Here is a 10,045-nt window from a genome sequence, read left to right as displayed (position 1 = left end):
GCGCGACTCTCGCCGCACTGCTGGTCGTGATCGCCGCGTTCTTCGCGGCCGCGCCCAGCTTCGCGGCGGCGAACCGCTACGCCTCCCCCACCGGGACCAGCACGGTCTGCACCGCCGCCGCGCCCTGCTCACTCGTGACCGCGGTGCAGAACGCCGCCCCCGGCGACACCGTGCTGCTCACCTCCGGCACCTACCCGACGGTGACCATCAAGGCCGGGAAGGCGACCGTCGCCGCTCCCGTCGTCGTCAAGCCCGCGCCCGGCGCCTCGCCGGTGCTCGGGTCGACGAAGGTCTACGCGGCGAACACGGTGTGGAACGACATCTACTCCCGCAGCACCTTCTACACCTACGGCTCGGGCATCACGGTCGACCGCATGCACATCGACGGCTCCGGCATCTTCGTGCGCAGCGCGAACGTGATCGTGCGGAACTCGACCTTCGAGAACGGCTCGTCGATCGACGGCATCCAGGTCGGCGGCACCACCAACGGCCTGATCGAGAACAACCGGGTCCAGAACTACGACCAGAACATCGACAACGGCCTGCACGCCGACTGCATCCAGGTCTTCGAGAGCACCAAGGTGACGCTGCGCGGCAACGTCCTGAAGAACTGCTACAACGCGGGCATCCAGTTCTCGCCGGGCGCCGGCGACGGGATGAGCGACATCACGGTCGAGTCGAACTTCGTCTCGGGTTGCATCGTCGTCACGGCCGACTGCCGCGGAGGCTCCGTGGCCGACTTCCGCGAGGTCACCGCCAGCAACCTCTCCATCCGCAACAACACCTTCGAGAACGGCGCGCTGCGCGTGGGCGGAGCGGCGAACACCGTCTTCGACCGCAACATCGTCAGCTACCTCTCCTCCTGCACCAGCCCGATGACGAACACCATCGTCGAGGCGTGGAACACGAAGCTCTGCAAGACGCCCACGCTGCTGAACCAGCAGGGCAACGTGCAGGGCGCACCGGCCTTCGTCTCCTCCGCCGCGGGCGACCTGCACGTGCTCGACGGCGCGCAGACCCAGATCCCGGGATGGGGCTCGCTGACCGGCGCCCGCACCGACATCGACGGCCAGACCTTCGGCAGCCGCACCGCGGGCGCCGACCAGGTCGGCGGGACCGTCGCTCCGACGCCCAGCGCCACGCCGACCGCGACCGCGACGCCCACGGCCACCCCCACCGCGACGCCGACCGCGACCCCCGTGCCCACCGCGACCGCGACGCCGACGCCGACGCCGACCGCGACTCCCGCCCCGACCGCGACTGCGACCGCCACTCCGGCGCCGACCGCCACTCCGGCGCCGACCGCGACGCCGACCACCGCCCCGGTGGCCGACCGCACCGCGCCGACCGTCGCGATCGTGTCGCCGACGTCGGGCTCGTCGGTGTCCGGCACGATCGTGCTGGCCGCGCGCGCCTCGGACAACGTGGGCGTCACCGGAGTGAGCTACTGGGTGGGCACGACGAAGCTCGGCGACGCGACCCTCGCCGCCGACGGCACGTGGCAGCTCCCGGTCAACACCGCGGCGTTCGGAGTGGGCACCTACCCGGTGACCGCCAAGGCGACCGACGCGGCGGGCAACTCCACCACGAGCGCGACGATCGCGCTCAAGCGGGTCTGATCCTCCGCTGAGCACGACGAGGGCCCCGGTGCAGTGCACCGGGGCCCTCGTCGTTCCCGCGGGAGCGGGGTCAGTCGGCGAAGATCTCGCCGACCGGCTCGCGCTTCTCGGCCTGGAAGCGGTCCTCCGCCCGGCCGAGCGCCCAGTAGGCCGACAGCGACAGCGAGCGGCGCTCCAGACCCCAGTCGTCCTGGAGGATCCGCCGCAGCTCCTTCATCGCCCCGCGCTCGCCGTGCGCGAAGACGTCGAGCACCCCGGAGGGACGCGGCTCGGCGCGCACGGCCGCGACGAGCGCCCGCCCCGCCTCGAGCACGCCGCGGTGCAGCCAGCGCAGCTCGACCCCGGCGGGAACGGCGAGCGGCTGCTCATCGGCGGCTCCCGGCACCTCGAGCAGCACCAGCCCGCGCGCGTCGGCGGGCACGGCCTCGAGCGCCGCGGCGATCGCGGGGAGGGCGGAGTCGTCGCCCAGCAGCAGGTGGAACGCGCCGGGCTCCGCGCTCGGCGCCCACGCGCCTCCGGGCCCGTTGAACGCGAGGCGGTCGCCGGGAGCGGCGGAGGCGGCCCACGGGCCCGCCACCCCGTCGTCGCCGTGCACGACGAAGTCGATCGCGAGGCTCCGCCGGTCGAGGTCGACGGAGCGCACGGTGTAGGTGCGGCGGACGGGCAGGTCCTCGGGGGCGAGGGTCGCCCGGAGCGCGTCGAGGTCGTACGGCGGCTCCACGTCGACGCCGGCACGGGGCAGCAGGAGCTTCACGTACTTGTCGGTCGTGGCGAGCGTCGCGGGATCGGCCTCCGCGGCGAACGCGTCGAAGCCGGGTCCGCCCAGGTGCACGCGCACGAGGTGCTCGGTCAGCCGTTGCGTCCGCAGCACGGTCAGCACGTGCTGGGTGCGGACGGGGCGCTCCCCGCGGGGACGGGTGGGAGCGGTCGGGACGGCGGAGGCGGTGGCGTCGGTCATCCCTCCAGCATGCCCGCCGAGCCCGGGAGCCCTCTAGGGATCGGCGCGGAGCGCGCCACGGGCTCACCCGTCGCCGCCCCGCGCCTGGACGCGGACCGCGACCTGCGACTCGACGCCGAGCGGGCTCCGCGCACGCCCCCGCCCCCGAGTCGAGACGACTCGCCCCCGGCTCCGGCCACGAGTGGACGCGGAACGGTCTGTGGGATGCGCCTCCAGCCCGTTCCGCGTCCGTTCGTGCAGAACCGTCGCGGGGGCCCGCCGACGAGCCGCTAGGAGGGGTCCGGCGATCGGAGAGCGCGCCGGAGACTCGAGGTCGACGCGAAACCCGACCGGCGGGCGAGCTCGGCGACGTCCACGCGGTCCCCGGCGTCGCGCTCCTCCTCGAGGAGTGCGAGCGCGTGAGCGCGCCGGAGCGCCCGCAGCGCTCTGCCCGGAGTCACCGATCCGGTGCTCCTGAACGCTCGGGAGAGGTAGGCCGGCGTGACATCGAGCTCCCCGGCGAGCTCGTGCACGCTGAACGCCGGATCCCGCGCTCGGCTCTCGAGCAGCGCGACGGCCCTGCGGGCGAGCGCCTCGGGGGACGAGACGGTCCTGACGGCGCGGCGGTCGTCGACGTGCTCGAAGAACGCGGCCGCGCACGACCGGAACGCGTTCCGCAGGTGAGCCGTATCCTCCAGCTCGGTGCCGAGCTCGAGATTCAGCACGATGTTGGTCAGCGAGACGAGGGCCGAGCGCGACCACTCCGCCCCGCCCCGGCTCCAGAGAGCGGCGGGGGATCGACGGGCGTCGAGGAGGAACTCGGCGTCGGCCGGCAGCTCGATCTCGATCCGGGCGACGGCCGTCGAGGCGGTGATGCGGGCGCCCTGCCCTGCGGCGAGGGCGAAGGAGTCGCCCGCCGCGACGACGAGGCCGTCCGCGCCGTCGTCCGCCGGCGCCAGGCGCACGTCGCCGTCGAGCTGCAGGACGAGGAGGATGGACCGATCCGGCGCTCGCAGAGCGCCCTGCGCAGGACCGTGCCAGGCGCGGGTGATGCCGAGGCCCGCGACGGACCGCTCGTCGACCGCGACCTGCGGCTCCCCCTCGCCGACGAGGCCCCGCGCTGCGAACCACCGAGCGGCCGCCTCGTCGCGCAGGATCACGGGCACTCGCTTCAGGAGGACGCCGCTGCTCCCCGGGGATCGAGGGCGGAGCACATCGGCGGAGGGACGGCATCACCTCGGCGGGAAGGGCGACATCCCCAATCAAAGGGGGCGCGGCGGGCGCGCTCAAGGCGGCGCTCCAGTTCCGGAACGAACAGCTCCAAGAAGTGACCATCCGGCCGATCGGATGGACGCGGCACTGAGGGATCATCACCATTCTCGTGACCCGTTCTCTCTCGAAAGGCCCTCATGACCTCCCGTGATCTCCTCCCCTCGTCCGGCTCCGCGGACGGCGTCCAGCGCCGCACCCTCGTCGCCGGCGCCGCCTGGACCATCCCCGTCGTCGCGACGGCGATCGGTGCGCCGCTCGCTGCGGCCTCCCCCTCCCCGACCCTCGTCTTCACCAACGGGCCCTACGCCGCCGCGGCCTGCGGCACTCTGAAGGACGTCGTGGTGGCTGTCACGACCGACGGCACCACGGCCGCACCGGACGGGACACTCGTGACCGTGACGCTGCCCGCCGGACTCGCCTGGTCCGACGGCGGCAGCGGCTCGCGAGCAGTCGCCGTGGGAGCGAACGGCGAGCTGGTCCTCTCGGGCATCACCGCAACCCAGGGCTCGGGAACCCGCACGATCCAGGCGGCGCTCGGATCGGGGGCCGCGTCGGCACCGGTCGCGGTCAGCTCCACCGGCTCCACCTTCCAGTGGACGACGTTCGGCGGCACCGTGAACCCCGCCGGTGCTCCCGCAGGCTCCACCCCGATCACCTACAACACCTACATCGACCCCGCCGGGAACCTCTGGATCAACGGCACCCAGCGCGCGAGCGGCCTCGACCCGGCCACCACCGTCGCCACCACCACCGACACCGCCCAGATGGTGAACTGGATCGACCCGACGACCGGCCAGGGCTACCAGTGGCTGTTCACCCAGAACGCCTCCCCCTCCCCCGTCGCCATGCCCGCCGGATCCAAGTGGCTCACCTACAACATCTGGCTCGACCCCTCCGGCAACCTCATCGTCAACGGCAACCAGGTCGCCGGGGGCATCGACCCCGACAAGGTCGTGGCCGTCACCACCGACACCGCCCAGCTGGTCACCTGGACCGACGCCACCACCGGCGCCACGTTCCAGTGGACGACGTTCGGCGGAACGGTCAACCCGGCCGGCGCGCCCGCAGGCTCCACCCCGATCACCTACAACACCTACATCGACCCCGCCGGCAACCTCTGGATCAACGGCACCCAGCGCGCGAGCGGCCTCGACCCGGCCACCACCGTCGCCGTCACCACCGACACCGCGCAGATGGTGAACTGGATCGACCCGACGACCGGTCAGGGCTACCAGTGGCTGTTCACCCAGAACGCCTCGCCCTCCCCGGTCACCATGCCCGCGGGATCGAAGTGGCTCACCTACAACATCTGGCTCGACCCCTCCGGCAACCTCATCGTCAACGGCAACCAGGTCGCCGGCGGCATCGACCCCGAGAAGGTCGTGGCCGTCACGAACGACAACGCCCAGGAGGTGACCTGGACGGCAGCCGGCTGCTCCTGATCGCCTCGCCCGGTCCTCGCCCCGCGCGGCGCGGACCGGGTCGGCGCGATCCGCTCTCCGGGTGGCGGGCCCGCCCTGCGCGTGTCCGTGCCGAGCCGTACTCTCTCCCCGTGACCGCGTCCTCGACACCCCTCCGCCCGACGAGCTCCGCCCCGCGCCTGCAGCCGGACCGCGTCGTGGTGCCCGACGTGCTCCGAGGCGTCGCGATCGTGGCGATGCTCGTGGCGCACGCGATGCCGCTGCTGCCCGCCGTGTCCGCCTCGCGTCCCGCGAGCTTCGTCGCCGGCAACGTGAACGACCTCGCCTCGCCCCTCTTCGCCCTCGTGATGGGCATGTCGGCCTCGATCGTGCTCGCCCGGCCGGGCGCCTCGCCCACTCGCGTCCTGGTGCAGAACCTGATCCGCGGGGCGGTCCTCGTGGCGCTGGGCCTCTGGCTCGCCACCTGGGGCAGCTGGATCGCGATCGTGCTCGCGTTCCTCGGGATCGTGCTCGTCGTCGGCACGCCGATCCTCCTGCTGTCCTCGCGGGTCGTGGCCGTCGTCGCCGTGGTGCTCGCGGTCGTCGGAGCGCCGGTGAACACCGCGGTCGCCTCGGCCGTCGACCCCGTCCTGCTCGGGCAGCAGTCGCCCCTCGGGTTCGCGGTGCGCTGGGTCTTCCTCGATCCGCACTACCGCGTGACGAGCCTGCTCCCCTTCTTCCTGCTCGGCGCCCTGCTGCTGCGGCACGGGTTCCGCCGCGACCGGCTCCTCGTCGCCCTCGCCGCCGTCGCACTGCCGGCCTACGCGGTGCGGCCGCTGGTCGAGCGCGCGTTCGGCGTCGACTCCGCGTCGGGCAGCCACGCCGACACGCTGCACGATCTGGGCCTGGTGCTGGCCGCACACGTGGCCGTCGTGCTGCTCACGACGGTCCGGTCGCCGCGCGCCCGCCCGATCATCGCCGCCGTGTTCACGCCGTTCCGCGCCGTCGGGTCGCTCGCCCTCTCGGTGTACGTGCTGCAGGTGGGCGTCGTGGTCGCCCTGCTCGCCTCGGGCGTGGTGCGCGGGGTGCAGGACCCGGCCGGGGCGCTCCTCCTGGTGCTCGGCGTCTGGGCGGTCGGAGTGCTGTGGTGGCGCTTCGTGGGATCGGGGCCGATCGAGTGGGCGACGCGGCTCGTGACCCGGTTCGCGACCGCGAGGATCCGATGAGGGGCCGGCGCACGCCCGCCGTGGCACTGCTCCTCCTGCTGGCGGCGACCGCGACGGGATGCTCGGGGAGCGGCGCCGAGGCTCCGTCGACGACCGCGGCCGCTCCGGCGCCGTCCTCCGCGCCCGCCTCCCCGGCCGCACCGGCGATCGGAGCCGCGCTCGACGCCCTCGAGGCCGAGTACGACGCCCGCATCGGGCTCGTCGCCGTCGACACGGGCGACGAGCGGATCCTCGAGCACCGCGCCGACGAGCGCTTCCGCTTCGCCTCCTCGAGCAAGGCCCTCGCGGCGGGCGCGCTGCTCGCGCGCACCGGGCCCGAGGATCTCGAGCGCGTCGTCACCTGGAGCGACGTCGTCGACCACTCCCCCGTCACGGGTCCGGCGACCGCCTCCGGTCTGCCGCTCGGCGAGGTGGCCGAGGCCGCCGTGCGCGTCAGCGACAACACCGCGCACAACGCGGTGCTCGAAGAGCTCGGCGGTCCGGCCGGACTGCAGGAGGCGCTGCGCGGGCTCGGCGACGACGTCACCCGCGTCGACCGCCTCGAGCCCGAGCTGAACACGAGCACCCCCGACGGGCTCGACACGGGCACGGCGCGCTCCCTGTCCGCGGACCTGCGCGCGCTCCTGCTCGGCGGCGCCCTCGATCCCGACGACCGCGACCTGCTCCGCGAGTGGATGAGCGGCAACACGACCGGGGACGCACTCGTGCGAGCGGGCGCACCCGCGGGCTGGACCGTCCTCGACAAGTCCGGAGGGGCGGGCGGGCTGCGCACCGACCTCGCCCTCGTCGAGCGGCCGGACGCCGCTCCGATCGTGATCGCGGTGCTGACGGAGCGGGACGATCCCGCCCAGGACTACGACGACGCCCTCGTCGCCCGGGCCGCGGCGATCGCCCTCGACGCGCTGGGCTGACCAGGCTCCCCGGCCCCCGCCGCGCCTACCCTGAACCCGTGCCTCCCGCTCTCGCTCCCGCCGCCGGCCTGTCCGCCTCGGCCGTGCTCCTCTTCGGACTGCGGCTGCCCCTCGCGGGCTACCTCGTGCTGGCCGCGAGCCTGCTGCTCGCCCTGGCGATCGACCGCGTCCTCGCCGTCGACCTCTCCCTCATCGCCGCGGGCCTCGTGATCGTCAGCACGATCTCGGTCGAGGCGAACCTCGACTACCCCAACATGGCGCTGATGGGGGTCGTGCTCTCGGCGGCCGTCGCCGTGCCCTGGGCGATCGACCGGTACGGCACGAAGCGGCGGCTCATCCGGTTCCCGATCCGCACCGGACAGAAGTGGACGCCGCTGGAGAAGTCGTACCTGCCGGCCGTGGTCGTGCTGGGCTGGATCCTGCTGCCGTTCTACTTCATCCGCTCGGGCGCCTACCTCAACTGGCCGGCGATCCACGCTCCGGACGAGATCGCGCGCCTGTTCGTCGGCGTCGGCTTCGTGGGCATCTGGGACGAGCTGTTCTTCATCTGCGTCGTCTTCGCGGTGCTGCGCCGCCACCTCCCGCTGTGGTGGGCCAACATCCTGCAGGCGGTGGTGTTCGTGTCGTTCCTCTGGGAGCTGGGCTACCGCGAGTGGGCGCCGGCGTTCACTATCCCGTTCGCCCTGCTGCAGGGCTGGATCTTCTCGAAGACGAAGTCGCTGACCTACGTGATCTGCGTGCACCTGCTCTTCGACGTCGTGGTGTTCCTGGCGCTGGTGCACGCCCACAACCGCGACTGGCTGCGCTGGTTCGTGTACTGAGCGAGACCCTTCCGGGGGTGGGCCGCCGCCCAGTGTTACGGCGGACGTCACGCGGCCGACGCGAGGCGACGACGATGCTCCATCATCGTCCCGTGCGCCGACGGCGCCCGCTCCGCACCGTCCCGGAAGGACACCAGGCATGATCCGCCTCGAGCAGCTCACCAAGGCCTACGGGCACGGCGACGCCGCCGTCACCGTGCTCGACCGCCTCGACTTCTCGGTCGCGACGGGCGAGATCTTCGCCGTCGTGGGGCCGAGCGGCGCCGGGAAGAGCACGCTCGCAGCGTGCGTGAACCTGCTCGAGCGCCCCACCTCGGGCTCGGTCGTCGTCAACGGGGACGCCCTCTCGCAGTTGTCCGAGCAGGAGCTGCGCGTCGCCCGCCGTCGCATCGGCACCGTCTTCCAGTCCGACGGGCTCTTCAGCCGCCGCACCGCGGCTCAGAACGTCGCCCTGCCGCTCGAGTACCTCGGAGTCACCGCGGCCGAGACGAAGCGCCGTGTCGCCGAGCTCCTCGACCGCGTCGGGCTCTCGGAGCGCGCCGGCCACTACCCGCACCAGCTCTCGGGCGGCCAGCGCCAGCGCGTCGGCATCGCCCGCGCCCTGGCACTGCGCCCCAGCGTGCTGCTCTCGGACGAGGCCACCTCGGGCCTGGACCCGGCGTCGACCACCGCGATCACCACGCTCCTCAAGGAGCTGCGCGACGACCTGGGGCTCTCGATCCTCTTCATCACGCACGAGATGGAGACGGTGCGCCAGGTCGCCGACTCCGCCGCCCTGCTCGATCACGGCCGCATCGTGGAGTCGGGGCGCCTCGTCGACCTGCTGCGCGACGCCTCCTCGCCGCTGGGCCTGGCCCTGAACCCGCTGCGACCCGCCGCCGCTCCGGCGCCCGGTCTCACCGAGTGGGTGCTCGGCTACGCGCGCCCCGACGTGCCGGCCGATTGGATCGCGCGGCTCGCCGCCTCCGTCGGACCGGTGTCGCTGCTGGGCGCCGCGATCGAGACCATCGGCGGGCGGGCCGTGGGCCACGCCACCGTGGCGCTGGACGGCGTCGACGAGCGCCGCCTCGTCGACGCGGCCGGCCTGCTCGGGCTCTCGGTCCGTCCCGCTCCCGCCCGCGGCGCCTCCGGTCCCGTCGCCCTCGCCGAGGAGGTCGCGGCATGAGCGCCCTGCACCTCGACAACCGCGTGCCGATCGCCGAGATCCCCGCCCTCGTCCTGCCCGCGCTCGGCGAGACGCTGATCATGGTCGGCATCGTGATGACGATCGTCGTGCTCGTCGGGATCCCGCTCGGGGCCGCCGTGCACAACCTGGCGCCCGGCGGGCTGTTCGAGAACCGCGCCGCGCACCAGACCCTGAGCTGGGTGATCAGCATCGGCCGCTCGCTGCCGTTCCTGATCCTGATGGCGTCGATCATGCCGTTCACCCGGCTGATCACCGGCACCAACATCGGGATCGCGGCCGCCGTCGTGCCGATGTCGATCGCCGGCATCGCGTTCTTCACCCGCATCGTCGAGAACGCGCTGCGGAGCGTGCCGATCGCGCTCACCCGCGTGGCCCGTGCCTCCGGAGCGTCGCGGCTGCAGGTCATCCGCTCGGCGCAGCTCAGCGAGGCGGTGCCGCAGATCATCGGCGGCCTGACCATCAACACCATCGCGATGATCGAGTACTCGGCCATCGCGGGCACGATCGGAGCCGGCGGCATCGGCTACGTCGCCGTCACCTACGGCTACCAGCGGTTCGACAACACGGTGATGCTCGCGACGATCGTGATCCTGGTCGCCACGGTCGCGCTCGTGCAGCTCACGGGCGACGCCCTCGTGAGCGCCACGACGCCGAGCGCCTCGCGCTCGCGGCG

The 10,045-nt window shown here is 73.2% G+C and carries 9 protein-coding genes; 7 read left to right on the top strand and 2 right to left on the bottom strand.

The genetic code is table 11. The annotated features are described in order from the left end of the window. The coding region (locus tag IOC53_RS18005) for an Ig-like domain-containing protein (protein ID WP_207407901.1) at positions 1–1,619 on the top strand (1,619 nt) is incomplete at its 5' end. Positions 1,620–1,689: 70 nt separating this feature from the next. On the opposite strand, the gene IOC53_RS18000 is transcribed toward IOC53_RS18005, so the two are convergent. Both IOC53_RS18000 and IOC53_RS17995 read right to left on the bottom strand, forming a co-directional pair. Continuing rightward, positions 1,690–2,577 (bottom strand): siderophore-interacting protein, encoded by an 888-nt coding sequence (locus tag IOC53_RS18000; protein WP_207407900.1) that lies wholly within the window; start codon positions 2,575–2,577, stop codon positions 1,690–1,692. Positions 2,578–2,846: 269 nt separating this feature from the next. Then, positions 2,847–3,716: a helix-turn-helix domain-containing protein gene (locus tag IOC53_RS17995; RefSeq protein ID WP_207407899.1), complete on the bottom strand. Its 870-nt coding sequence runs from the start codon at positions 3,714–3,716 to the stop codon at positions 2,847–2,849. A 249-nt stretch (positions 3,717–3,965) separates the two neighbouring features. On the opposite strand from IOC53_RS17995, the gene IOC53_RS17990 reads away from it, so the two are divergent. The 6 genes from IOC53_RS17990 to IOC53_RS17965 form a co-directional block, all read left to right on the top strand. Beyond that, on the top strand, positions 3,966–5,270 hold the full coding sequence (locus tag IOC53_RS17990; RefSeq protein ID WP_207407897.1) for a hypothetical protein: 1,305 nt from the start codon (positions 3,966–3,968) through the stop codon (positions 5,268–5,270). Between the two features lie 110 nt (positions 5,271–5,380). Then, positions 5,381–6,454, top strand: coding sequence for a DUF418 domain-containing protein (locus IOC53_RS17985; protein WP_207407896.1), 1,074 nt, complete (start codon positions 5,381–5,383; stop codon positions 6,452–6,454). After that, positions 6,451–7,365, top strand: coding sequence for a class A beta-lactamase (gene bla / locus IOC53_RS17980; RefSeq protein ID WP_207407895.1), 915 nt, complete (start codon positions 6,451–6,453; stop codon positions 7,363–7,365). Before IOC53_RS17985 ends, bla begins: the two co-directional genes overlap by 4 nt. 38 nt (positions 7,366–7,403) lie before the next feature. Next, the gene (locus tag IOC53_RS17975) at positions 7,404–8,186 is read left to right on the top strand and encodes a CPBP family intramembrane glutamic endopeptidase (protein WP_207407894.1); all 783 of its coding nucleotides are present in this window, start codon (positions 7,404–7,406) and stop codon (positions 8,184–8,186) included. A gap of 139 nt (positions 8,187–8,325) precedes the next feature. Then, positions 8,326–9,351 (top strand): methionine ABC transporter ATP-binding protein, encoded by a 1,026-nt coding sequence (locus IOC53_RS17970; RefSeq protein WP_207407893.1) that lies wholly within the window; start codon positions 8,326–8,328, stop codon positions 9,349–9,351. After that, positions 9,348–10,045 (top strand): methionine ABC transporter permease (locus tag IOC53_RS17965; protein ID WP_207407892.1); only part of this gene is annotated, 698 nt, incomplete at its 3' end. The genes IOC53_RS17970 and IOC53_RS17965, both read left to right, overlap by 4 nt.

Origin of the sequence: Rathayibacter sp. SD072 (genome assembly GCF_017355185.1) — a bacterium.
Classification (GTDB): domain Bacteria; phylum Actinomycetota; class Actinomycetes; order Actinomycetales; family Microbacteriaceae; genus Rathayibacter.
The sequence above is the reverse complement of the archived record's forward strand: the minus strand, read 5'-3'. Positions and strand labels throughout refer to the sequence as shown.